General features: G+C 33.1%; 29 protein-coding genes and 1 pseudogene. 25 read left to right on the top strand and 5 right to left on the bottom strand.

Features of this window, described 5'->3' with window-relative positions:
* Positions 1-209 precede the first annotated feature (209 nt).
* Complete coding sequence (locus ACIP9W_RS17890; RefSeq protein WP_400792115.1) at positions 210-590, top strand: topoisomerase; 381 nt, start codon at positions 210-212, stop codon at positions 588-590.
* A 1,122-nt stretch (positions 591-1,712) separates the two neighbouring features.
* On the opposite strand, the gene ACIP9W_RS17885 is transcribed toward ACIP9W_RS17890, so the two are convergent.
* Entirely contained in the window at positions 1,713-2,552 is an 840-nt protein-coding gene (locus ACIP9W_RS17885) for a tyrosine-type recombinase/integrase (protein WP_400792113.1), read from the bottom strand.
* Between the two features lie 378 nt (positions 2,553-2,930).
* On the opposite strand from ACIP9W_RS17885, the gene ACIP9W_RS17880 reads away from it, so the two are divergent.
* Positions 2,931-3,761 carry an alpha/beta fold hydrolase gene (locus ACIP9W_RS17880; RefSeq protein ID WP_400792111.1) on the top strand — a complete coding sequence of 277 codons (831 nt, stop codon included), beginning with the start codon at positions 2,931-2,933 and terminating at the stop codon, positions 3,759-3,761.
* A gap of 236 nt (positions 3,762-3,997) precedes the next feature.
* Here ACIP9W_RS17880 and ACIP9W_RS17875 read toward each other — a convergent pair whose 3' ends face one another.
* The 3 genes from ACIP9W_RS17875 to ACIP9W_RS17865 form a co-directional block, all read right to left on the bottom strand.
* Positions 3,998-5,692, bottom strand: coding sequence for a M3 family oligoendopeptidase (locus tag ACIP9W_RS17875; RefSeq protein WP_400792108.1), 1,695 nt, complete (start codon positions 5,690-5,692; stop codon positions 3,998-4,000).
* A 241-nt stretch (positions 5,693-5,933) separates the two neighbouring features.
* Positions 5,934-6,059 carry a tyrosine-type recombinase/integrase gene (locus ACIP9W_RS17870; protein WP_400792105.1) on the bottom strand — a complete coding sequence of 42 codons (126 nt, stop codon included), beginning with the start codon at positions 6,057-6,059 and terminating at the stop codon, positions 5,934-5,936.
* On the bottom strand, positions 6,052-6,648 hold the full coding sequence (locus tag ACIP9W_RS17865) for a tyrosine-type recombinase/integrase (protein ID WP_400792102.1): 597 nt from the start codon (positions 6,646-6,648) through the stop codon (positions 6,052-6,054). Before ACIP9W_RS17865 ends, ACIP9W_RS17870 begins: the two co-directional genes overlap by 8 nt.
* Before the next feature lie 292 nt (positions 6,649-6,940).
* Here ACIP9W_RS17865 and ACIP9W_RS17860 point away from each other — a divergent pair, with 292 nt between their 5' ends.
* From ACIP9W_RS17860 to ACIP9W_RS17835, 6 genes are all read left to right on the top strand, one after another.
* On the top strand, positions 6,941-7,441 hold the full coding sequence (locus ACIP9W_RS17860) for an NUDIX hydrolase (protein WP_400792099.1): 501 nt from the start codon (positions 6,941-6,943) through the stop codon (positions 7,439-7,441).
* A 706-nt stretch (positions 7,442-8,147) separates the two neighbouring features.
* Positions 8,148-8,573 carry a hypothetical protein gene (locus tag ACIP9W_RS17855; protein WP_400792123.1) on the top strand — a complete coding sequence of 142 codons (426 nt, stop codon included), beginning with the start codon at positions 8,148-8,150 and terminating at the stop codon, positions 8,571-8,573.
* A 249-nt stretch (positions 8,574-8,822) separates the two neighbouring features.
* The gene (locus tag ACIP9W_RS17850; protein WP_400792097.1) at positions 8,823-9,167 is read left to right on the top strand and encodes a hypothetical protein; all 345 of its coding nucleotides are present in this window, start codon (positions 8,823-8,825) and stop codon (positions 9,165-9,167) included.
* 293 nt (positions 9,168-9,460) lie between these two features.
* Positions 9,461-10,366, top strand: a complete 906-nt coding sequence (locus ACIP9W_RS17845; protein ID WP_400792094.1) for an aminoglycoside phosphotransferase family protein — start codon at positions 9,461-9,463, stop codon at positions 10,364-10,366.
* A gap of 141 nt (positions 10,367-10,507) precedes the next feature.
* Positions 10,508-11,392 carry an alpha/beta fold hydrolase gene (locus ACIP9W_RS17840; protein ID WP_400792091.1) on the top strand — a complete coding sequence of 295 codons (885 nt, stop codon included), beginning with the start codon at positions 10,508-10,510 and terminating at the stop codon, positions 11,390-11,392.
* Positions 11,393-11,597: 205 nt separating this feature from the next.
* Positions 11,598-12,023, top strand: a complete 426-nt coding sequence (locus ACIP9W_RS17835; RefSeq protein WP_400792088.1) for a GNAT family N-acetyltransferase — start codon at positions 11,598-11,600, stop codon at positions 12,021-12,023.
* A 602-nt stretch (positions 12,024-12,625) separates the two neighbouring features.
* Here ACIP9W_RS17835 and ACIP9W_RS17830 read toward each other — a convergent pair.
* Positions 12,626-12,832, bottom strand: a complete 207-nt coding sequence (locus ACIP9W_RS17830) for a hypothetical protein (RefSeq protein ID WP_400792085.1) — start codon at positions 12,830-12,832, stop codon at positions 12,626-12,628.
* Between the two features lie 393 nt (positions 12,833-13,225).
* Between ACIP9W_RS17830 and ACIP9W_RS17825 the strand changes: the two genes are divergently transcribed.
* From ACIP9W_RS17825 to ACIP9W_RS17745, 17 genes and pseudogenes are all read left to right on the top strand, one after another.
* The gene (locus ACIP9W_RS17825) at positions 13,226-13,810 is read left to right on the top strand and encodes a sigma-70 family RNA polymerase sigma factor (RefSeq protein WP_400792082.1); all 585 of its coding nucleotides are present in this window, start codon (positions 13,226-13,228) and stop codon (positions 13,808-13,810) included.
* On the top strand, positions 13,803-14,564 hold the full coding sequence (locus ACIP9W_RS17820; RefSeq protein WP_400792079.1) for a polyphosphate kinase: 762 nt from the start codon (positions 13,803-13,805) through the stop codon (positions 14,562-14,564). The genes ACIP9W_RS17825 and ACIP9W_RS17820 overlap by 8 nt, the downstream gene beginning before the upstream one ends.
* Before the next feature lie 194 nt (positions 14,565-14,758).
* On the top strand, positions 14,759-15,232 hold the full coding sequence (locus tag ACIP9W_RS17815) for a hypothetical protein (protein WP_400792077.1): 474 nt from the start codon (positions 14,759-14,761) through the stop codon (positions 15,230-15,232).
* Positions 15,233-15,462: 230 nt separating this feature from the next.
* The gene (locus ACIP9W_RS17810) at positions 15,463-15,771 is read left to right on the top strand and encodes a DnaD domain protein (RefSeq protein ID WP_400792074.1); all 309 of its coding nucleotides are present in this window, start codon (positions 15,463-15,465) and stop codon (positions 15,769-15,771) included.
* A gap of 194 nt (positions 15,772-15,965) precedes the next feature.
* Positions 15,966-16,658, top strand: a complete 693-nt coding sequence (locus ACIP9W_RS17805) for an aspartate/glutamate racemase family protein (RefSeq protein ID WP_400792071.1) — start codon at positions 15,966-15,968, stop codon at positions 16,656-16,658.
* Positions 16,659-16,829: 171 nt separating this feature from the next.
* Positions 16,830-17,186: a DUF3139 domain-containing protein gene (locus ACIP9W_RS17800; protein WP_400792068.1), complete on the top strand. Its 357-nt coding sequence runs from the start codon at positions 16,830-16,832 to the stop codon at positions 17,184-17,186.
* Positions 17,187-17,344: 158 nt separating this feature from the next.
* A complete protein-coding gene (locus ACIP9W_RS17795) occupies positions 17,345-18,118 on the top strand; it encodes an SDR family oxidoreductase (protein WP_400792065.1) in 774 nt (257 codons plus the stop codon).
* Positions 18,119-18,888: 770 nt separating this feature from the next.
* Complete coding sequence (locus tag ACIP9W_RS17790; protein WP_400792062.1) at positions 18,889-19,335, top strand: hypothetical protein; 447 nt, start codon at positions 18,889-18,891, stop codon at positions 19,333-19,335.
* A gap of 86 nt (positions 19,336-19,421) precedes the next feature.
* The gene (locus ACIP9W_RS17785) at positions 19,422-19,730 is read left to right on the top strand and encodes a hypothetical protein (RefSeq protein WP_400792059.1); all 309 of its coding nucleotides are present in this window, start codon (positions 19,422-19,424) and stop codon (positions 19,728-19,730) included.
* A gap of 104 nt (positions 19,731-19,834) precedes the next feature.
* Positions 19,835-20,191 (top strand): hypothetical protein, encoded by a 357-nt coding sequence (locus ACIP9W_RS17780; protein ID WP_400792056.1) that lies wholly within the window; start codon positions 19,835-19,837, stop codon positions 20,189-20,191.
* A gap of 127 nt (positions 20,192-20,318) precedes the next feature.
* On the top strand, positions 20,319-20,480 hold the full coding sequence (locus ACIP9W_RS17775; protein ID WP_282244068.1) for a tRNA U-34 5-methylaminomethyl-2-thiouridine biosynthesis protein: 162 nt from the start codon (positions 20,319-20,321) through the stop codon (positions 20,478-20,480).
* Positions 20,481-20,574: 94 nt separating this feature from the next.
* Complete coding sequence (locus ACIP9W_RS17770) at positions 20,575-20,943, top strand: DUF2750 domain-containing protein (protein WP_400792053.1); 369 nt, start codon at positions 20,575-20,577, stop codon at positions 20,941-20,943.
* A gap of 81 nt (positions 20,944-21,024) precedes the next feature.
* Positions 21,025-21,297: a CC/Se motif family (seleno)protein gene (locus ACIP9W_RS17765; protein WP_400792050.1), complete on the top strand. Its 273-nt coding sequence runs from the start codon at positions 21,025-21,027 to the stop codon at positions 21,295-21,297.
* 146 nt (positions 21,298-21,443) lie between these two features.
* Entirely contained in the window at positions 21,444-21,929 is a 486-nt protein-coding gene (locus ACIP9W_RS17760; RefSeq protein ID WP_400792047.1) for a peptide ABC transporter substrate-binding protein, read from the top strand.
* A 513-nt stretch (positions 21,930-22,442) separates the two neighbouring features.
* Complete coding sequence (locus ACIP9W_RS17755) at positions 22,443-22,880, top strand: DUF4279 domain-containing protein (protein WP_400792044.1); 438 nt, start codon at positions 22,443-22,445, stop codon at positions 22,878-22,880.
* A 465-nt stretch (positions 22,881-23,345) separates the two neighbouring features.
* Positions 23,346-23,858 (top strand): zinc ribbon domain-containing protein, encoded by a 513-nt coding sequence (locus ACIP9W_RS17750; RefSeq protein ID WP_400792041.1) that lies wholly within the window; start codon positions 23,346-23,348, stop codon positions 23,856-23,858.
* A gap of 109 nt (positions 23,859-23,967) precedes the next feature.
* Positions 23,968-24,574: pseudogene (locus tag ACIP9W_RS17745) on the top strand (zinc dependent phospholipase C family protein).
* The last annotated feature ends 16 nt before the right edge of the window (positions 24,575-24,590 follow it).

Here is a 24,590-nt window from a genome sequence, read left to right as displayed (position 1 = left end):
TAGATGGAACGCGGAATGCTTGGAAACTGGCACGTTCCGTGCGGAGTAGGGGAAAAGCTGGAGATAACTTCAAATGCTTACCTATTACTAACGGTTAGTTTAAGTAGATTATGTTTAAAGTTGAAACTTTTCCCAATAGATACCGTCAAACTGACATATGGAGAATTGTTGTGGAATATGCATTTTATTTTTGAAAGGGGAATTTAGAAATGATTAAACAAGCTATAATTTCAGGGATTGTATTTTGTTCAATTTTGTTAGTTGGGTGTAATGGAGAGACGGAAGTAGTAGTTTTAGATGATTCAAAAAATGTGGAAAATGAGGAATTATCACCAGAAGATATATTTCTTTCAGAATTAAAAGATGAAATAACCAGAGCTATTACAGAACAAACAGCAATTGAGGCGGATTCAATGATGTTAGGAGGAAATCTTAAAGAACTTTCTGTATCAGTAGGTTTCCTGAAGGATGTAAAAGTTGATGATATGTTGATTAAACAAATAATTGAAGATTCTATAAAGAAAGTTTCTGAAACAGAAAACGTAACAATTAACGAAGAAGATATAACAATAAAAATTGAGAAATACTAACGCAGAAGTTTTTAAAGGATACAATCAACCTTAAAAGTACAGTTGCTTATAAGATTGTGAAAAAATGTACTTAAACTAACGGGTGCTTTACTTCAAGAAGGAGTAAAGCCTTTTTTCTTATTAATCTAAAGGGGTAGTTTAGTTCAATAAGAATTTTTGGTTATTTGTGGTAAAATGTTATTAAGGGGGGATACTGTTGGACTCATTTTTTTACTTCAATATGTTTAGAAATATAATCGCTACTTTTTTTCAAAATGGTATTTGGGTAATCGGCTTTTTTTATTTGTTAATTAAGACATTTGAAAATGATAGACTTAAACATTTTTCTAAATTTGTTATAGGTATTGTTTTGGCAATATTATTTATTTATTCAGTACAAGTAAGTATATAAACCTATTCAACTAACGAGTGCATTAATCAAAACTTATTGAGTTGAAACAACTCTTGTTGCAAGTTCAACTGAGGCAGCAGGTTAATTTAATAAGAACTTTCTTAAAAGAGGTGAGGTGAAATAATGATTTGAATTTACTCGGCACTTTTTCTTATTCTAATCTACTATATTATTATAAAGAGCAACTCAGAAACACTACAAAAGTGTTTCTCTTTCCTATCCGGGGTATTTTTTATATTAACAATTTCTCCGCTATTGAATGAAGAAATATTTGATTTTTTGATAAAAATAAGTTTGTTTTTACCTTTTGTGCTTGGTATGTTAGGGATTATTTTTGGATGGGCTGGAATTAAAGGTGAGGTAAGAATAGGTTTACTGGTTATAAATTCCTTAGCTTTGATTTTTTATCTTTTCGTATTTCTTATTGCTACACTTGGTTTTAAACAGCCATAAAAAATAATTTTAGCTATTGTGAGTAAATGTATTTAACGTAACGTGCGTTGGTTGAACTAAGAAGGATTAACGCAAAAACAACTGAAAATCGGGCAAAACGAAGGCATAAAGGAAGAAAAAGTTGTTTTTGACCATTTCATTCTAAAAAATGTTTGGAGAGAATTGATGAAATAAATACGAGCGTTGATTCTGGATTAATGCTCTTTTGTTGAACTTTTTTAACTAATGGGTGCCTTAGTTAAAAAGAGCAACTTCTTTTAAGACGTTGCTCTTTTCATTTAAAAGTACTTCTGATAATACTCTTTTCTTAAGCTTCCGCTTAACTGAGCATAGATCCTTGTTGTCTCACTTTTCTCATGCCCCATAAGACTTTGTATGACTTCAATAGGAGCTCCATTATTCAACAAATGAGTTGCGTAGCTGTGTCTAAGTTGATTTGGATGAATCGCTTTATTGATTTCCGCACGATTCGAGATCCGCTTGATGATGTATCGCATTTGGGCGACACTCATTCTATGGGGCTGTCTTGCGGTCACAAAGATTGCAGGATTATGGTCATTTCGGCTTTCCATATAACGTTTAAGCCATATGTCACAACGTGTATTAAAATAAACTTCTCTTTCCTTATCACCTTTTCCTCTAACGATTGCGGATTGATTGGACCAATTTATATGGTTCTTTTCTAGCGCAACTATTTCTCCAATTCGACAACCGGTAGAAAACATGAATTCAAAAATTGCTTTTTCCATTGGGGAATGACAGGATTCACGAAAGTGTTCAATCTTCCGTTCGGTTAAATACTTGGGTATCCGTTTGCCTACTTTTGGTTCTTTAATTTTGGAAGTTAGATTCCTATTCAGGTATCCTTCTTCATGAGACCAACGAAAAAATGATTTCAAAAAGCGGATACGATGTGCAAGACTGGCTGGTTTTAAATGCTTGCCGGATATTGCAAGATACTCCTTTAGTTGATTGGAATCCAGCAATTCTATTTTTACATCCTTAAAATAACCAATTAGTAGTAAAGACTGTAACTGGTAGGCCTTCAACGTTTGTGGAGAAAAGCTCTCTATTCGTTTATCCGCTTCAAACGATGCCCATGCTTTTGACAGTAGCAATTTCATTCCCCCTTAAAATAGTAATACTAAAAGGATTATTGCCAACTTCATAGAATTATAGACATAGGATGTGTTAATACTTTCGCAGCAGGTTAATTGAACAACAAAAATGGTCTTTTGGGAAAAGTAAGTTACTAAACTGCTGATATATGGGGAACAAATAATGATATATGTTATAAGACACGGATATATCATTTCGGATAACTCATTTGAATATGTGAAATACTTCACTTTAAACTAACGGGGCAGTTTAGTTCAATAAGGCATAACTAAATAACAGAATGCAGAATAAGGCTGCTACAAAAAGGGATTGTGAGAATAGCTATTGAAAAGTCCTAGAAAAATGAATAATACTTTTCTATAAAAGGGGGAAATGAAATGTGGACACAACAATTTATCAGAACAAGTAGGGGGAATTTCGAGGTTTTCGTGAAAGGCAGTGGGGAACCGATGTGTATAACCCATATGTACAGTGAATATAACTATTATGGCAATCAGTTTGCCGAACCATTTACAGATCATTATAAAGTCTTTTTAGTAAATCTAAGGGGTGCAGGTAAATCAGATCCAGTCGAGTCGGAAGCACAAATGGGATTTGAAGAAGCAATAAAAGATTTAGAGGCAATACGAACCGAATTAAACATTACACAATGGGGGTTTGCTGGTTATTCAGCAGGCGGTATGCTTGGAATGGCTTATGCTTTAAGTTATGAGAAATCACTAACGAAGTTAATTATTTGTTCTGCTTCTGCTTCGTATAGATATGTACATCATTCTGACAGTATTTTCCACAAGGATCACCCTTATAATCCTCGTCTCAAGGAAATTCTAAGCATTATGAATGATCCGAAGGCATCCATGGATAGTCGTATAAAAGCAAATAGAGAATGGTCAATGATGTCCCTCTTCAGACCAGAAAAACTCGATGAGTACTTTTCGAGGCCAAGTAGCGGAAGTTCTGTTCCTAAACTTCTGCATCACTTCGCTTACAAAGAGGTGCCGAACTTTGACATAACTGAGGATCTTCATAAGATAACTATTCCGACAACGGTTATAGGAGGCCTCCATGACGTCCAATGCCCATTTAAGTTTTGTAAGGAAATAGCACGAGAAATTCCTGACTCAAAACTATACACCTTTGAGGAAAGCAACCATGCACCATATGTCGAGGAAGAGGTTAAATTTGCTCAAGTAATTGCCATTATATAAATGTATTTTATCAACACACAAATGGCATAAATCTTATTCAAATGTAATGATTTAGCGAGGAATAATACTGGCAAGTTTTATTGAACTAACGGAGGCTTTACTTCAAGAAGAAGTAAAGCCTTTTTTCTTATTGAACTAAAGGGGAAGGTTAGTTCAATAAGAGGATGAAATAATCGATACCAGCTACCACATAAAACAAGTAGCCGAAGATGCAATTTCGGCTACCTATAGACTTGCTATTCAAATGAACGGTCATCCACCTGATCAATCCAGCTTTTGACCTTTTCAAGAAGCCTCTCCATGCTTCCATCTTCAAAAGGAGACTCCAAGTTTGCACTCTTCAAAAGCTCAGGGTATGGGAGCCGTCCCCCTTGTTTGCACATTTTTAGGAAGCTTTCCCAAGCAGTTTTTGGGTCATCTTTCTGTTTGATCCATAGCTGGACTGCAGCAAAATGGGCCAAATCATAGTCCATGAAATGAAAAGGCGTAGTGAACAGATGCCCTATTTCATAAAACCCTGTGCCTTGCTCTAAAAATCCATTGCCATCGTAGTCCCGTTCGGGCAAATACTCATGCTCCAACTCTCTCCACTTTTCCTTCCGAACTTGCATGGTGGTTGTCGGGAATTCATACAGGAAGTGCTCGAATTCATCAATGACTGAGACAACCGGCATATAAATAAATGCTTCGGTCAGGTTGGAAAACTGGTACTTCTGCGTATCTTCCCCAAAAAAACGTTCCATCCAAGGCCAAACAAACCGTTCCATCGTGAATGAAAATACCTCACAGGAATCATACGGAATAATGTACTCATGGATATTTGAGTGACGGCTCATATAAAACTGAAATGCATGGCCCGCCTCATGTGCAAATACCCTGACATCATTGGATGTGCCGTTGAAATTTGCGAAAATAAACGTGGCAACTTCCGGACCGCTATACGACGCGAATGCACCACCCATTTTGTTTGCACGTGATTCCACGTCAAAATTCCCTTTTTCCATCAGTTCATCAAAAAATACACCCGTTTCAGGAGACAGTTCATGGAAAATAGCTCGATAAACTTCTAATATTTCCTGATATGTCCCTACAGGCGAGGGCGAACCGTTTTTGAAGAAGTAGCTCTCATCATAATACTTCAGTTTGGAAACGCCAATACGGTTCTGCTGTTTCTTTCTAAGAGAAGAAATGAATTGAACCCCATGCTCTTTCACTTGCTTGCGGTATTGAACGAGGTCGTCGGGCGTATGTCCTGTTCTATGCATTCGGTCATAGCCAAGTTCCGCAAAGGAAGAATAACCTAAGGTTTTCGCGATTCGGTTGCGTGTCTTAACCAGATTATCAAGGATTCGGTCAAAATCGGAGGCATGCTGTTTGAAGTAGCCCGATTTTGCCTCAAAGGCTGCTTTCCGAACCTCACGATCAGGTGAGCCTAAATATAGAGCAAAGGTACTTAATCTCTGCTCTTTTCCATCGAAAGGAATGCTCGCTTTTCCCAACAGCTCCTGATACTCGGATACAAGGCGATTCTCCATCTTGATATCTTCTTGCACTTCATCAGAATAGGTTTTCAGTTTAATATCTGCAATTTTGAATAGCTGATTACCCCACTGTCTCTCAAGCTGTTCCCTAAATTTCGCGTTCAGTATCTCTTTGTAGTATTCCCTTGTCATCCATAGCCAGCGTGGCTCGGACTCTTGGAAAAAGTCATACTGTTTATTGTATTCATCATTTGCCGTATCTCCAAAGTAATGAATCCTAGCCTCATTTTCTGACGCCTGATAAGCAAGTCGATGATGATTCAGCCTTTCAAACTGGACATTTTGCTCCTCAAAAGAAGCTGCATTTATAAAGTCTTTCAACAATCTTTCAAAGTCTTTTTCATATTGGTCAATATTTAAGATGGAATCCTTTCGTTTGATAATATTCATTTTTCTCCCTCCAATCATTAATTACTTTAAAGAGTAATATAATTTACTTTAAAAAACAATATTAAAATAATCCGAAATATAAAATAATTAAGTTAAAGAGAAAAAATACGTAGAGAATTTCTAAATGAATATATTATTCTTGTTAACTAAAAGTGATACTATCAGGCGATTTCAATCTTATTCAACTAACGGGTGCGTTAGTCAAAAAAAGCCTCGTCATTATGACGTGGCTCCTTTGTATTTAAAAGTATTTCTGATAATACTCTTTCCTTAGTCTTCCGCTTAATTTAGCGTAGATCCTAGTTGTTTCACTTTTCTTATGCCCCATTAGACTTTGTATCACTTCTATAGGAGCCCCATTATTCATCAAATGAGTTGCATAGCTGTGTTCTAAGTTGGTGTGGATGAATCTCTTTTTTAATTTCCGCACGATTGGAGATCCGCTTGATGATGTATCGCATTTGGGCAACACTCATTTTATGTGGCTGTCTTGCAGTTACAAAGACTTTTGGATTATGATCATTACGACTTTCCATATAGCGTTTAAGCCAAATATCACAAAGTGTATTTAAATAAACTTCCCTTTCCTTCTCGCCCTTTCCCCTCACAATCGCGGATTGATTGGTCCAATTAATATGGTTCTTTTCTAAGGAAACTATTTCTCCAATTCGACAACCGGTAGAAAACATGAATTCAAAGATTGCTTTTTCTATTGGGGGATGACAGGATTCACGAAGGTGTTCAATCTCCCGTTCGGTTAAATACTTGGGTATTCGCTTCTCTACTTTGGGTTCTTTAATCTTGGAAGTTAGATTCTTACTAAGAATGCCTTCTTCATGAGACCAACGAAAAAATGATTTCATAAAGCGAATAAGATGTGCAAAACTGGCTGGTTTTAAAAGCTTACAGGATATAGCAATATATTCCTTTAGTTGATTTGTATCCAGCAATGCCATCTCTACATCTTTAAAATAATCAATTAGTAGTGAAGAATGTAACTGGTAGGCTTTCAACGTTTGTGGTGAAAGGCTTTTATTCGCTTATCCGCTTCAAACGAAGCCCATGCTTTTGACAGTAACAATTCCTTTCGCCTAAGATAGTACTATTAAAAGGATTATTGCCAACTTAATAGAATTATAGACATAGGGTATATTTTTACTAACGGGGCAGTTTAGTTCAAGAGAGGTTTTAACTTGTATTCAACAATCGGGCCATCTAGTTGAATAGGAAAAGTGAGGGAGAACTTATATGATCTATGTAAATATTAGAGCAATAATTGAAAGAAATGGACCAAATGGAACTGAAATCGTTATACAAAAAAGGGTTAAATCTAATGAGAATAAAACACCTTATGAGCTACCTGGGGGAAGGTTAGAGGAATTCGAGTCATTTATAGAAGGACTTAAAAGAGAAGTGCACGAAGAAACAGGACTTCATATAACAAAGATTTTTGGGGAAGAAACTAGAATTGAAACTAATGATGTGGACTCAAATGTTGAAGCTATGAAGCCTTTTGCTGTTTATCAAACGACAAATGGTCCAGTAAATTCATTAGGCGCTTATTTTCGATGTCAAGCCTCTGGTAATTTAGTTAAAGAAGGCGACGGTACTATGGATATAAAGTGGATTCCAGTAGATGAGCTACACCATTCACTAGAGAAGGATCTAATAGATTTTAGCTGGGTCGATAAGTCTGGAATAATGTATTATTTAAAATGGTATTATGCAGAAAAACAACAAATTGATTAGTATGATGCCTATTTTATTCTGGAAAAGCATTCATTAAATTTCCGATAATAACTTTACGGGACCTTTATATAATATTGGAGTGGTTATATTGAAAAAATTGTTTTTGAAATGGATTGTGAAAGAAAGTACTTAAAGTAACGGGTGCTTTACTTCAATAAGAAAAGAGGGAGAATAATTAATTATGTCTGAATACATTATTGATTTAGATAACGATTTTGATAAAGAATAAGCTTTTGAAATAACAAGAGACAACATTGCATTAGTATCCGTTATGGATAGTAGCGGAAATGATATAACGTCGAATTGTAGAGTACAAATTACTCTAAGTAAAAATGTTTTACTCGGATTAGGTACAGAGTTATTTCGTTTAGCACACGATTATGGTAATGGAAAGCACTTCCATATAGAACCGATAACCAAAGAATATGTAGTCCAATCTAAAGGGATTATGCTTCACCCAGAGAGTTGTGAACTATATTGGGTTGTGGAGATTTCGATTCATTTACTGAATATACAAAAGAAGAAGTTTAACTGAGATTGTGAAACAATGTACTTAAACTAACGGGTGCTTTAGTTAAACAAGTGGCTACCTGTAAGGGTAGCTTTTCTCATTGACCTAACGCGGCGGGTTAGTTGAACAAGGATTAATAATTCTTTTCTAATTGGAGAAAGTAATTAGAAAAGAGGTGAATTTATCTTGAAAAGAATGTATGCACTGATTTTAATCATATCTATGCTTACTTTGGTGTCATTTGAATCTTATGCACAGCCGAAAAATTGTCCCGTATTAAGTGAATTAGAGGTAACTTCACTTCAAGATAAAAAAGAGGTAATAGAAGCGTTAAATACTTTAATACCAAAAACTTATGGAACTGGATTAGATGATTTTCCCTACATGTATACTAAGTGGAATGTAGTAACTGCCAAACCTTTTATAAATACAGTTGGTAATAAAGTAGAAGAAGGCTATTTTGGAATGGCAAAAACCTTTTGTGGCAAAGAAATTGCTGAAAAGTCATGGCTTGTACGTTTAGATTTCCCCAAAGCACCCGGAGCTGATTTAGCTCAGGGTCAAATATTTTTAGCTAAAAGTAAAGAAATAGGATGGTTTGTTTGGTTTCGATACCATTAAACTATTCCTTATTAAACTAACGGTGCTTTAGTTAAACAAGTGGCTGCCTGTAAGGGAACTTTTTCTTATTGAAGTAAAGGGGCAGGTAAGCTCAATAAAAATTCTTTTTACTCGTCTAATTCGTATGCAATATCAAAATCACACCTTTTTGTATTATATAACAATTATAGAATCATAATTTCGTTTCCTACTTTATAACAACTCCAATCGATAAACTATTAATAAAATTATTCAAAGGGGTTCATGTGGATGCCGACGTTACCAGAATCAATACAGCCATCAATCATTTATGTTACATTGGCTTATCAAATTTGTTTACTTTTATTTGTTTTTTTTAGAATTGTAGTTTTTAATTTCGCTCTAAAAAAGATTAAACGCCCACTAAGTATCGCTTACGATATTTCTCTTTTTGTCATCACAACACTTTGGTTACTTTATCTAGAATTACAAGACTTTATTGATTTACAAGGCTTTATTAACGACCCTTATGATTCCCCTATATTCTTATTTGCTGGTTCAGCCTATTTCGTATCAATATTCGATTTTATATACAATTATTTTTCTTATAAAAAAATAAAATCCACGAATTTGTAAACTCATGGATTTGTATTCTTATCGTTTGTAAGGTACTTACCCAATAGCAGTCCACTTACAATCAGTGTAAATATTTGTACTTCAACTAACGGGTGCTTTAGACAGAACAAGACCATCATCTTTCGATGGTCTCTATTTTTTACAAAACATCAAGTAAATCTCAGAACTCCATTGTGAAATGTTAAACTTAAACTAAAGCAGTTTAGTGAAAGAAGGAAATGTAGTTTTTTCATAGAAATATACTAGTTTAAGATTATTGAACTGTTTCAAAATTTAATAACAGGGGTGAGGGTGTGAGTAAAACACTAATAAAACAGATTCCTTTGATAAGTAATTGTAAAGAAGTTATTGAAGTTAAAAAGGGTTTTTCCACTGATGAAAAATATGTATTACTTATGCACGATGGTAACAAAAAGCTATTACTTCGGATGTTTAATTTAGAAGAGTTGGAATTAAAAAAGACAGAATACTCTCTTATGGAGAGGATGCAGGATTATAACGTCTCTTGTTCACAACCGATTTCAATTGGTGAGGTAGCAAATCGGGGGTATATGATTACATCATACATAGAAGGTAATGATGCTGAGGATGAAATCTCAAAATACTCGGACCAAGAACAATATAATATTGGTATTGATGCAGGAAAAGAACTAAGAAAAATGCATCAATTATCTGCTCCAGACCATATCTCTTCGTGGTATTCAAGGAAAGTTAAAAAGCATAAGAAATATTTAGATGCTTACTTAGCATGTGAGGTAAAGGTAAAAAATGACCATAAAATAATAAATTTTATTAATGAGAATATCCATCTAATGAAACTACGCCCGAACTTGTTTCAACATGACGATTTTCACCTTGGGAACATCATTGTGAATAATAAAGAATTCGCGGGAGTTATAGACTTTAACAGGTATGATTGGGGAGATCCAATTCATGAATTTCTAAAGTTAGGAATTTTTAGCCGGGAAGTAAGCATTCCTTTTTCAATAGGGCAAATCAGAGGATATTTTAATAATAAAGAACCTGATGAAGATTTTTGGAGGTTGTATTCACTTTACCTAGCAATGTGTGTTTTTTCTACTATTATATGGACTTTAAAAACTATTCCAAACAACGTAAATGAGATGTTAGATAAAGTTTATACGTATTTAGAAGATCATGATTACTTTAGCAGATTAAAACCTAAGTGGTATCAATAGAATGTAGGTTTGTGAAAGATTGTACTTAAAGTAACGGGTACTTTACTTCATGAAGGGGTAAAGCCTTTTTTCTTATTGAACTAAAGCGGAAGTTTAGTTCAATAAGAATATTGAAAAAGTGTGGTTAAAAGGGGTGTAGCATTGGGAAAATTAGAAAACGCTGAATTAGATTTAGAGTATAAAGTTTTTGGTACTGGGGAGAAGATTCTCCTTATAGAAATAGGAATAGGAAGTTCAATTTATAACTGGTTTCCCTTTGTTAAAAACATAATGAAAGATTTTACTATAATTATGTATCACAGGTCTGGTTATGGTAGTAGTAGGATTTCAAAAAATCCAAGGACAACTAAAAATATATCTTACGAGTTAAACAAATTTATTGAGTCATTAGGAATAAAGGAAAAGGTCACTATAATGGGACATTCTTTTGGAGGACTATGTGCATTACATTATGTAATGCTTTTCCCAGACAAAGTTAATGGACTAATTTTATTGGATTCAACTTCTCCAAACTTTAATCGTTTATATAATCTTGATATTCCAGTAATGAATTCTCTAATATCAATAGACCAAATGGTACAAAGTAATCTGGACAATTCATATAAATCAAAAGATGAACTTAGAAATCTTTATAATCAGTCAATTGATGATTCTCACGGCATGCTTACCAAGAATGAAGTGATTAGATTTGAGGAATTTATCACCAGTCCTAATTTGTTTAAAACTGTTGCAGAAGAGTTCCAAAACTGGGAATCCAGTAGTGAAAGTATAAAAGAACTTGGTGAATTCCCTAACATTCCACTAACAGTTGTAGCAAGAGACATAGAAGCTTCGGTTAATGCCTTTGTTCAATACAATATTCCAGAAGAAGAGGCAGTAAAATATGAAAAAGTTTGGAGAGAACTGCAAATAGGACTATCTCAATTATCTACTAAAGGGGAACTTATCATAGCAGACCGCAGTGACCATGGTATTCATCTCGATAGACCTGATATAGTAATTCAGGGTTTAAAAAGATTTTTATAGAAATTACTGAACTCGTTGATAGATTGTGTATGATTGTACTTAAACTAACGGGTGCTTTAGCAGAACAAGGCCGGCAGCAGACATCATTTATTCTTGTTTAACTAAAGCGGCAGGTTAGTTTAATAAGAAAAAATGGATTATTTGTAAATATAAGTTCATTGTTGTGGTAAAATATTTATTCAAAAACTTATATGGAGGAAAGGTTATGAAAATAACTCAGCAATGGAATCAAGAAGATAGTGATTATATTCGTAAAAAGGTAATTGAACACAATCTTTCTAAACTACCAGATGAAGTAAAACATCCAGTCAAAAACATTAGCTTTATCCTTAGAGATGAAGGGGAGAAAATTTTAGGTGGCATTACAGGAACGATTTTTTGGTATCACTTACATATTGATTTCTTATGGGTTGATGAATCTCTTAGAGGTAAAGGGTATGGAAGGCAGTTATTAGATAATATTGAGGAAATCGCAAGAAAGATTAGATGCAATCTAATTCAACTAGATACATTTAGCTTTCAAGCTCCAAATTTTTATCAAAAATATGGTTATGAAGTAGTTGGTGTAATTGAAGAACATCCTAATAAAGATTATCAACAGTATTATCTTTCAAAGAAACTTACTTATTGAGATATCTTAATTAGACTAATGAGTGCTTTATTTCAGGAAGGAGTAAAGCCTTTTTCTTATTGAACTAAAGCGGAAGTTTAGTTCAATAAGAGAAAGAAAAATTACTCTGTTCCTTTAGGGTTATATTTTATCTTTTACTTCTTCTCTTTAATTGGATTAAAGTTATTAGTACACCTAAATTTATTGCTATTAGAATAGGAAATCCGAAGTAAATAACATAAAGTATCGAGTTCAATGCATCCTTTTCAGAAAGTAATTCCATTTTATCACCTCAAGTAATCGTATGAAGAAAACTATATTATCATGCCATTACGACCATAATGTGTAATAAAAGAGAAGTTGCTTCTTCAACTAGCGGGTGCTTTAGTTAAAGATGAATAAATAAAAAAAAGTCGATTCCCTAATACTGGAAATCGGCTTTTTAAAGGTTGTTAATCACAATCCCTTTTCAGCTGTTTTTTGCTTTTGGAATCCATATCGATATAAACCTAGCAAAAGAGGATACATGATAATAAGCGTAAAAACAGCAACAAAAATATTTCCTTCTGTTCCTAGTTCGGTATCTTGATACCCATAATAAAGTGAAGATACAATTACATCTATTATAGTAACTTGAATATAATTTTCCAAAAAGATTGCGAATAGAATTTTTTCTTATATACATAACCATAAAGTCCAACTGTGTTAATAATGGCAATAATCGTACTCACAATCCTTAATACAGATTCTCCCCAACCATATTCATTTTCTAAAAACATTGACACTATCAACAAAACTAACATTATCCAAAAATAAATTTTCCAAAGCATCCTTATACCTCCAATTTCCTATATACCATATTGGCACGTATTTCTTTATTATTCAACATACAATAATTCCTCAAGTACCTGTTTGAGTGTGTTGGGAACCTCGTTATTCAACTAACGGGTGCTTTAGTAAAAAACGAATATCGAAATACAATGTGCTTGGAGATACATTTCCTAGCTCATTTTTTAAGTGAAATGAGGTGCTCTTTGTTTCATATAAACAACAAGAGAACCTTTATGATATAACAAATTTTCAAATTTGATTTGGTTTTTTTATGATCTTAATTGCATAGCAATCGTTATTAAAAGAATTTTCTATAATTAATTTATAAAGTGCAATATTTACATCATATCTATCGTCTTATATATAGAGGGATGGGAAAGGGGGAAATTTTGTTGGAGAAAAAGAGAGGATTACCGAATTATTACGAAGGGCAAAATGAACTTACTGATTTAAAGGCAAATCCAATCGAAGCAATTGAAATCATCATGAATACATATGGAAATGATGTAAAAAAATTCATTTATACATATTTGAATAATGAAGCGGATACGGATGATGTAACCCAAGAAGTTTTTGTGACCATTTATTTGAAGCTTAGTACATTCCAAGGTAAATCATCTCTTAAAAGCTGGATTTATTCAATTGCTGTAAATAAGTGTAAAGATTACATAAGAAATAATCGTTTACGTCCTAGTAAATTAATCGAGCGAATTACTAGTCTAATGACATTCCAAAACATAAATCATGTAGCAGAAGAGTACAAGCAAAGATCTCTAAATGAAGGACTCTTCGAAAAAGTAATGGAGCTACCTATTAAATATCGAGAAGTCATTATACTTTATTATTTCAAAGAACTTTCAGTAAAAGAAATTAGCTTTATTTTAAATGAGAAGGAAACTACATTGCAAACAAGATTATTGCGGGCAAGAAGTAAATTAAAAGATTTAATAAATGAAGGAGGTATTATTCTTGGATAAATATTTAAAAGAATTAAATTTTGAAGAAAAGATAAACACATCCTTTACAGAAGAAAATAAACAAAGCGTACTAATAAAAATCAATGAAATTGAAAAAACAGGAAAACCGAAGCAATATTATTTCCAACATGTTCTTACATTAGCATTTACCGCAGGACTTGTTATTTTTGGATATACATTTATTTCTAACAATATAGAAGGAATAAATGAAAATGCTGGAGAGCCAAATATTATAGAAAAAGGATTAACACAAAATCAAAATGAGGAAGAATCAATTGAAATTCTAGGAATGGAAGAGGATGAAGACAAGAAAAAAGAAAAACTAAAAGCTGGGGTATATCGACCGAATGGAAATCCCGAGTCTGATTTGATTTGGGACCATGAGAAAAGAGAATCTATTCCTTATGATTATTCAAACTCCAATTATAATTTATATGTTGCCCATCTAAGAGCAGCAATGATTACTGATAATGGGTTATATATAAGACATAGAACTATGCCTAATACTACTTTTATTAGATACTTAGAAAGCATTTTGTTTTATTTAAATGAGATTGAACCAGGTGAAGAAAAAAATGATGAATTACAAATGGCTATTCAATTAGCGGAGCAGGCACTTAATAATAATGTTGAAAAAGGAGATCCGACTTTAGATGAACTTCATATGATTTTACACGAGTTAGATGAATATTTTAATAAGAATCCATTTGAGGATAGTGTAGAGACTGAGTTTGGAGTAAAAATTAAAGAGTAAACGTTTACGTCCTTAGAAAGATATCTTCAGAGTGGGGAGCCCTTGTTGCGTTACAGTTGCTACAATCTTTTCAGAAACGGTACTTTAAGATCTCATTTTTATAGAATATAAAGTAAAGAGGTAGCGTATAACATTTCTTCTTAAGTAAAAGTTCTGTTTCTGGATGTTATAAAAAATTGGAAAGGGGTGCTTTTGTGAAACGCCTCATACTGGGAGTAATAGCTATAGCTATTACATTGATCGGAATATATACGTTCTATATCATCAAAGATCAAGAATACGTTTACGCAAAGAAATCTGCCAATATACTTCTAGAATTTGAGTTGCCTAAAAAGACAAAAGCATTAAAAGAAGGATTTGATTACGGGGTTCTATATGGAGGCGGTCCGTGGGGTAGCGGAGGAAGACCTACAGTCGTGGCTTACAAAAGAATATCTACTGAACTAAGCGAAAAAGAGATTTACAAACATTACAATACAAACGACTTTGAGATATATTTTGATGGCTTAGAAGATATTATAGAAAATAGTAAAGGTCAAATATGGTATGAAGGAACAATAAAAGATGAACATGTATTGAGCTCAGAAAGCAATGAAAACAAACCCATAGAAGTTATCGTTCAATATAGAACGGAATTCTCTTATCCTTTGTTTATCGACTTACATTAAATATGGATTTTAAACAATAACTCCTTTTTTAAGTACCTTGCTTTACTCAAAAATCGTTGAGCTGTTTAGTAGGTTCATTTCTTATTGAGCTAAAGCTCTAAAGCAACAAGTAAGTTCAATAAGAAAATTAGAGGGTACCATGAAATAAATGTCGAAATATAACTTCATACTACTGCATTTAGGAGGAATGGAACGCGAAACATGAAGTTAAATTTAAAGAGAAAACAGGAATGACTGTAGATGAATGGCTTCTTAACAAATATAAAACTATAACACCATTTGAATTGATTTCAGCCTATGATGTTGCAACTAAGGATGAAGAAACACTTGTGATAGATTTGCAAGACTTGGGTCTTAATAATGAAGTAATAAATGCTTTGTTGGAATATGTTTTTGTTTTTAATGACAAAGGATTTGTTGAATCACTAGTTTTGGAAATCGGAAAGAGTTGGGTAAAAAACGGTATATTAACACTTGAAAAAGCTATTCAATTTATGAAGGAACAAGATAGAGTGAAGTTTAATGAGTTACCTGAATGATAAATTTCCTTGTTAACCTAACGTTTTTTTAATTTCAAAAAGAATAGAGACTTTTTCCTTCATGATCTAAAGCAGCAGGTTACTTGAAGAAGGAAAAAGTTCTTAAAATGTCGAAATTAAAGAATTTAGGATCTTATGGTGAATATAATAATATTCCATCATACACATACAATCTATAAGGAGGAATTAGTGTATTGAAAACAATAGGTTTAATTGGCGGGATGAGTTGGGAATCATCAAATGAATATTACCGTTTAATAAATGAAGAGATAAAGAACAAATTAGGGGGATTACATTCAGCCAAATGCATTTTATATAGCGTTGACTTTGACGAAATAGAACGTTTTCAAGCTAATGGTGATTGGAAAAGTGCTGGACACACTTTGGGGGATGTGGCACTCTCTTTAGAAAAAGCAGGAGCAGATTTTATTGTTATTTGCACAAACACAATGCACAAGGTAATAGATTATATTGAAGAAAAAATAAATATTCCAATTTTACATATTGCTGATGCAACAGCAAATGAAATAAAGAAATCAAAAGTAACTTCAGTTGGTCTACTTGGGACTAAATATACAATGGTGCAAGACTTTTACAAATCAAGAATTGAAGCTAATGATATAAAGGTATTGATTCCAGGTAACGAGGATATAGAACTTATAAATGAAGTGATTTATGAAGAATTATGTTTAGGGAAAATCAATCATGCATCAAAAGAATATTTTAAAAAAGTCATCAAAAATCTAATTGATAAGGGTGCCGAAGGGATTATATTAGGATGTACAGAGATTGGATTATTAATAAAACAAGAGGATTCCGAAGTTCCAATATTTGATACAACAGTAATTCATGCTATTGAATCAGTTAATAAGGCAATCGAAAAATAAGAATATGTTCTTCAACTAACGGGTGCTTTAGCAAAACAGGACCATCATTTCGATGGTCTATTATTATGTCCAAAATATAAGTAAAGCTCAGATAGGCATTGTGAAATGTTACACTTAAACTAAAGCGGCAGTTTAGTTGAATAAGAATGATTAAATCCATAGGAGGAGCTAATGCAAAAAATCCGTAAAATTTCTTTGATTGTATCTATTTTAATTCTAATAATTATTCTGTTGCCGTTTATTTACTTAGAAGTTAACAAAAATATTTATGAAAATAAGGTAACAAATTACCTTCTAGAAGAAATGGGATACGATAAGGGAGAAATAGGTTCAGTTGAAGGTGTTTATGGGTTTAAAATGCCTGAATTTTACACAATTGTAACCTTCGAAGATGAACCTTATGTTGAATATACATATTTTGCTCACAACACGGTATTGCAATTTGGCTATGAAATTATAGATAAGGAGCACGATGGAATTACTAAAGAAGACTTAAAAAATTTAGACCCAAACGGTTTGATTGATTAATAATTTTGCTTTGTGGTTTATTCAACTAACGGGTGCTTTAGTAAATTGTAGAGTCAATGATACAGCTCTCTTTTCTTGTTCAAGTAAAGGGGCAGCTTAGTTCAATAAGTAATTCAGTTAATCATGGTAAAGTAATGTTAGGTATGGGAGAGATGATAATGGACCAATTAAAAGGGAAAGTTGCGATTGTTACGGGTGTAAGCCGTCTGAAAGGGATTGGAGCTGCTATTTGTAAGGAGTTAGCTGATTCGGGTTATCATATATTTTTTACTTATTGGACGGAATATGATAAAAAAATGCCTTGGAGCATTGAATTAGATGAACCCGTTAAATTAAAAGAAGAATTAATAAAAAAAGGTATTAAGGTATCATGTATGGAGTTGGATTTAACTCAACATGAAGCACCTGAACAACTTATAAATAAAGTTTCTGAACAACTTGGTAGTCCTGATATCTTGATTAATAACGCAGCATACTCAACTAACAACGATTTTTCTAATTTAACTGCCGAAGAATTAGATAAACATTACATGGTAAATGTGCGTGCTACGACACTATTGAGTAGTAGATTTGCTCAAAGGTTTGATAAGAAATCAGGTGGAAGAATAGTCAATATTACTTCAGGTCAGTTTCAAGGGCCAATGCCTGGCGAATTAGCATATGCAACAACAAAAGGAGCAGTTGATGCTTTAACTATTACATTGTCGGCTGAACTAGCCCCTTTAGGAATAACGGTTAATGCATTAAATCCAGGTCCAACTGATACAGGTTGGATGACAGAAAAAATAAAAAATGAATTAATACCGATGTTTCCTTTCGGTAGAATAGGAAAACCGAGAGATGTTGCAAAAACTATTAAATTTCTAGTGAGCGATGAGGCAGATTGGATTACAGGTCAGATTATTCATTCAGAAGGTGGATTTAAAAGGTAGATTTAACTAAAAAGACTTTGGCTTTAGAACCTTACTGTTGTATTGAATTCCAAGGAAGTTATCAATTTGTGAAACATTGTACTTCAACTAACGGGTGCTTTACTTCAAGAAGGAGTAAAGCATTTTAGAGTTCCAAAAATCATTTTATATAAAATGTCTTTTCTATTAAAGTTTCATGTAGCAGATTATCTATAGAGGAGTGAATTAGCTAATGAAAAAATACAATGAGCTCTCTTATAAAGAAAAGAATTTTAGAACCATAAAAGTAGCAATACTACTTTCATTTACTATATTTATACCTAACTACCCCCTTCGGTTTTATATTCCAATCATGAGTATTATGGTTTTCAGTATTATTTATAACTATTTAAAACATAGAAGTAGTTAATAAAATAGGGATATTTGGAAATTAAAAATACGGATGGCATGGATATAAGTTATTATATTTCTAATCCAAAGGATGAAAGAACAGAATTAGTTCATATGTCATTTGAGAATGACATGAAATTAAAATATATATTTGTAGGAGATACCTAAATAAAGAATCTGAGTTCTTCAAATAGGTAGTTTTATATTATCATTGAGTTCTTGAGACTGGTCACCGCTATTTTGAAAAGACTGAATGTTGAAACTTACGAAGATTGGAAAACGTATTATTATGTATCACCGGTCTAAGTAAAAAGAGAAAAGATGGTGACAAGGAAGTGTGAGAATACGAAGTGCATTGGCTGTATGGGGTTTGGGGACTCATATAGAAAGGGGGGAAGTGGTTGATTAAAAGGAAAGCACTGACTTTTTTCTTTGCCACAATTTTGTCGATTACTTTCATTTTGATTTTTGTTTTTGGTGAATGGGAAAGACCATTTGAATTGATACCTATGATTGGGATGTATAGCTTACTATTTTCACCTTTTATATTAGTTTATGGTGTTCAGGTAACCTTTTTGTCTGATTATTTAACCAAAGGATTCAAAGGATTTACAAGAGTATGTGTAGCACTGTTCATTCATTTATTTTTTGGGATGCTTTACACATTTGTCTATGGCTTTATATTTTTATCAAGTGACCTATTTTCTAACTATGAGAACTATTGGCTAGGAGAAGGGAAAATAAATTTCATTGCTGGAATTATGACTTCATTCTTCTTTTGGGCAGTGGATGAGGTTCTAAGACGTAATCGACCAAAAAAAAAACATCTCCTAAATAAATATAAGTAAAGGAAATGACAGTGTAAAAAAATACTTTTTAAATCGGGTTCGCTGTATTACTAACTGCGTGTTGATCAGATGATGCTTCAAACGAAGTGGAAGCGATTACAGATACCAATACTAAACTAGAAGTTGAATTGGTAGAACCTGATGAAAAGTCATTTTTATTGGAATGGCGTTCGGATGCCATGGACAGAGGAAGTCATGATTATGATACCTCGGCTCATAGTGAATTGGTCGTGAACCTTGCTTATCGGGATATAGATCGCGGAGATGTGATTTTCTATAAAACACCTGCTGCTGTCTATGAGCGTTACCCTGAATCGCCTGAAGACTATAATATGGATCCCGTAGAGTTAAAAGAAAATACAATTTTTGTTTTAGTGGGGGAGAGGGACGGATAGTAGAGATTTTGGAGTGTGGCCAATGGAAGAAGTTGAAAGTGAAGTTTTAGGTTATAAAAAATAGTACAAAACCAACAAACAAGCTCATTTTTGGAGGTATCCATGTGAATATGCTTGACCGAAAACTATTTGCAGCATTTTTCTCTTCCATAATTGGTTATTTCATTGTGCCAATATTTTTTCATAATGTTTCTGATTCATATTTTATTAAAGGATTGGCAGTGAGCATTATAACAGTTCCTGTTCTTTTTATAATTGGTGTTCTTTCTTCGTTAGCAATTGAATTATTTAGCTCAAATAAGAATATCGGTTTGTCTTATTTAAAGCATCTAGGATGTGCCTTAGTTTGTGCTTTCATTTTCTCTTTAACAGCTTTTGATCTTTTAGTCACCGCATTACTTATTTCATTTGCTTATGCAACCATCTTCTTCATAATAGATAGACTATTCATTAGGTTTTAGGAGGAGAGTAAGCAGAAATAAGCTCTTCTTTCTAGCTAGCAAAGCTTTTTATTGGCAAGACGGACTGGTTTTGAATGTTTGCCGGATTCAGCAATTTATCCTTTTAGCAAATTGAGGAGGTAGGAAAGTGAAATATCTATTTTATTTAATATTGGGTTCTTTGGTGGGCTGGTTTATATGGGGAATTTTTACGAAGGATTTTTCTGCAGATGGATATAGCTTGCTTTTAACAGGACTTATTTTAGGATTTTTAATCGGCAGACGCAACCCAAAAGAAGAAACAGAATAACTCCATGACCTCTACAAGTAATGGTGTGTTTTATAGAATAAGAACAATGAATGCTAATGCAGTAGACAAAAATAATTGTTTATGAGGTATTTAAATGAGTCAATCATCAGCCCAATATCATGCTTTTATAAGGGAAGTATTAGACTATCGAAAAGTATGGACAATAAAAGATGAGCAAGGCTTTCCCTCTTTCACAAATTATAATGGCGAAACGGTAATGCCGTTCTGGTCATTAAAAACTAGAGCCGAAAAAATTCTAAGAAATGTACCTGAATATCGTAATTTTCAAGGACATGAAATCACATTAAATGATTTTCTTAACAAATGGTTAATTGGTCTCGAAGCAGATAGATTATATGCTGGAGTTAATTGGAGTGGAAAAACAGCAACAGGTTACGATATTACACCAAAAGACCTGAGGAAACGTATTATATCTGAAGGAGAAAAAGACGCAACTTATTAAGCTAACGGATACTTTAATTCAAGAAGGAGTTTAGTCTTTTTTCTAATTGAAATAAAAAATAGGTGAAAGAGAGTGATCTTGATGCATGTAGAGTTAGATACAAAAGTGAAAAATTGGCTTCAGTCAAAAGGTGATCATATTACAGTAAAATCTATTCAAGTTAATGGTTGCTGTGCTCCTCCTATCCAAGATTTAATGACTCATCTAGGCAAGCCAAAAGATTCGCATAAATATCAAGAAATTAAGGTGGACAATTTATCTGTTTTTGTTGAAAAACATCTTTCAACAAATGAAAAAATGACATTGAAACTTACGGGAATCGGCATATTTAAAACGATTACGGCCAAGGTTTAATTGTTCTTCAGCTAACGAATGCTTTACTTTCAGAAGGAGTAAAGCTTTTTTTATTAATGAAATAATGGGGCAGTTTATTACAAGAACAAGTTTATATGAAACGGAATAATAATTAAAACCGTCTATTCAGTAAAGGAGGGGGAATTTTGAAGACTAACCATTTTAGTATTCTTCTTGTTCTAGCGCTAATGCTTTCTGCTTGTAATATCGGAATTGAGCCAAGGGAGAATTTAGGGGAAATATATAGTGTTGCACTGGACTCCATAATGGAGCAGGATGAAGCATTAAGCAGTGATATGGAATATATAGCTATTGATATGAGTAATTTCGAAAACTCTAATGAAAATGATAAAGAAGAAATCTTAAGTTACTTTAAGGAAAAATATAAAGTGGAAGTAATGGCCGCTACACTTGAACAAATAAAAGAAAAAGGACTATATAATTCAGATACGATGAGTTTGGATGGCGTGCTTCTTAGAATAGAAAAATTTGATATTAAGTTCAACAAGGAAATCTTTTTTGAGGGTTCCAAGTACCGTTCGGGTTTAGGAGCAGTTGGAGTAAAAGGGAAAGTTCATTATAAGGACAATAAATGGGAAACCAATAAAGTGAAAATGACTTGGATTAGTTAATTGTAGTTGTGCTAACTGTTGCTTAACTTCATTGCTTGGCGAGTATCCCGCCCTTGGCTAGGAACTTACATCATCGTATTAGAAAGAAATGAGTTATTGTTTATTTATAAATATAAATTTCTATAAAATGGTATTGTGGAGGGGTGTTTCAAATAAAAACTAAGTTTTTATGGGATGGTCAGGGAAATGGTAAAGTTCTTTCGTGGCACGATGGTAAAGAGGATGTGGTCATCGATTTAATGATACCATTTACTAATGGGAGAGGAGAATGACTATACCATCAAAGAATTGCGTTCACAGTGAATAATGTTTCGAGCAGATCTGTATTCAAACATCTCGTGCTTGATTTAGTGAGGGTCATCATTTAGATGTGCTATTTTATTAACTTAAACTTCTTAATCTTCCACTTAACTGGGCTCTTCGAATGATTAACGACTTGATATTACTGCATTATTGGCTGTGTTTATAATACTTTAAATAATAAGATAATACTCAAAATTGCAGGAGGTATACATGGAGAGAACATCGCTATATGCATATATAATATTTACAGGAAATGATGATTTTCCATTAGATGTCGTCACGGAAAGGCTTGGTGTGCAACCTACAAAAACTTGGAAAGTAGGAGAACGCGCAGTACCTAACCATCCAATAAATCATTTTTTACGTTCATATACTGCTTGGCATTTTGAAATAGAAACCAAAGAGACACCTAATACTGATGAAGTACTACGTCCCCTTTTGGAAGTATTCGAATCAAAGACAGATATCATCAATCAATTAAAAGAAGAACTTAATCTAAACGTACATCTAGAATTAGTTATACAGATTTACAACGGATTTACTCCCGGATTAGTGATTTATCCAGAATTTAGCAGGTTTGCTGCAGAAATAAATGCGTTTTTAGACGTTGATATGTATGTTTATCCTTTTAATGAAACAGATGAGTAACTAGAGAATTTGAATTGTAATGCTAAGTAAGGAACCCTTTATTGTAAACAATCAAAGTAAGCAGGAATTTTAAAAAAGCTTGAGTATGCTTGTTCTTATGCAAAGGAAGGTAATAAAGCAATTTATTTAGATTGTTGGGCAGGAAATGAAAAGTTAAAAAGTTTCTATCGGCATAATGGTTTTGAGTATCAAGGTGATTTTCCTGAAGAAAATTATTTCATTAGCATTTTTAAATACAAATAAAGGATTCTTAGCATTTACAAGAATAGTTAAGGGAGCGGAGTGGTTGAAGAAGTACATAAAAAAAGACCAATAAACGAAAAAATCTTAATTTTTATGTGGTATCAATTTCTATAACAATATTTTAATAGGTTAAGTTAAGATGATACAAAAATTCCTACTTGAAACTTAAAGAATCATATAAACATATGCAATTAAGAGTTATTAAAAAGGAGGATAGTAATAATGGGCCAAGAAAAGTTTATAACTGAGCAACACAGAAAAACACGTTCAATCTTCCGTTTTCTGGGACCTTTAATTCTAATGGTAGGGGTATCTATGATGCTTGTGGCTTTCATAGATTTTTTTACATTAGAAGGATTTGAGGAACCTAAATATTTTTGGCTATTTTTTGTAGCTATCCCGCTTCTATTTATAGGATTTGTACTATCGGGTTTAGGTTTTGGTGGTTCTATTGCGAAGTATCAAAGCAGAGAATATGCTCCGGTAGCAAAGGATACATTTAACTATTTGGCCAAAGAAACTACTTCCCGAATGAAAGAAATTTCTAATGCACTACAGTTGAAAAGTGCCTCGACAGATACTTTTGCATGTCCGCACTGTAATCAGCAAAACGCTGTTAACGCAAAGTTTTGTAATGAATGTGGAGAAAAAATAGGTCGGATTTGTAGTAGTTGCAAACAAGTAAATTCAAATGATGCTAATTTTTGTGATGAATGTGGCACTTCATTAACATAGTATTTTGCACATACTAATTGTATTTAGAATCAATTTTCTTTTACAAAAAGGCAGATGAATTACGAAGGACAGACAAATAGCACAGTAATTACAAAAGGGTGAGTGGGTATTGGGTTCAAGGATAATGCACTTAGTTATAGCTAATAGAATTGCAGAGAGTCTAAATATAGAAGATCGTCCAACTTTTTTACTTGGCGGCATTGCAGCAGATGCTGTTAACACTAAAGACATATCCCATTTTTTTAAAGGTGAGGCACATGATTATTCAAGAAGCGTGGATTATAAGATTTTTGCATAAATATAGTTCTCATGTAGAAAATCCATATATTTTAGGATATTTTTCGCATTTAATTGCTGATGATATATGGCTGAAAGGTTTCTATCTACCTTGGTTGAAAAACAGGATGGAAGAAAATAAAGAAATACTGAATCTTTACCATAATGATTTCCGATTACTGAACGGAAAATTGTTGGAATATTACGGTTTCAAGAATGATTTGAAAGTAGCACTAAGTAATTTACCTGCAATCTTGGACTTGGAAGAGGTTAAGTCGGAAGATGTTGATAAGTTTATCCCTTATGTATTAGGCGATATGGAATATGACAAGGAAGTAGTGAATGAAAAACTTGATGTTTTTACTTTAGATCAAATAATTGGTTACGTAGAGACATCTGTTGATATGGGGTTATTACATATTAAACCTTTACTGACTTAATACCTTTTAAAAGTGT

It is taken from the genome of Psychrobacillus sp. NPDC093180 (genome assembly GCF_044754065.1).
Taxonomy (GTDB): domain Bacteria; phylum Bacillota; class Bacilli; order Bacillales_A; family Planococcaceae; genus Psychrobacillus.
This window is presented reverse-complemented; position numbering and strand designations above follow the sequence as displayed.